General features: G+C 33.9%; 1 protein-coding gene. It reads left to right on the forward strand.

Features of this window, described 5'->3' with window-relative positions:
* Window positions 1–289 (forward strand): hypothetical protein (locus RM697_RS13705; RefSeq protein WP_311428459.1); only part of this gene is annotated, 289 nt, incomplete at both ends.

The raw sequence follows: 289 nt of genomic DNA on the forward strand, positions 1-289 counted from the left end.
TGACGCAGGATTTGATTTAGAAGAAGGTGATTACTTAGATTTAGATAACTTGTTCACAGTAGCAGGAATAGATTTAGGCTTAAACCCTAACTTATATATCCCAGTATGTTACACAGATAACTGTACAGCAGTAGAAGACCTTAAGTATAAGGTAATATTTGCTGGTCAAGTAGAAGGAGATTCATGTGAAATGTTATTAGAATTACGTTTCGTAGCAGAAGATCTTTGTGGAAACTTATCTGACGATGTATTTACATGTCAGTTCATTATCAAAGATAATACTGCACCA

Source organism: Microcosmobacter mediterraneus, from assembly GCF_031846265.1.
Classification (GTDB): domain Bacteria; phylum Bacteroidota; class Bacteroidia; order Flavobacteriales; family Flavobacteriaceae; genus Microcosmobacter; species Microcosmobacter mediterraneus.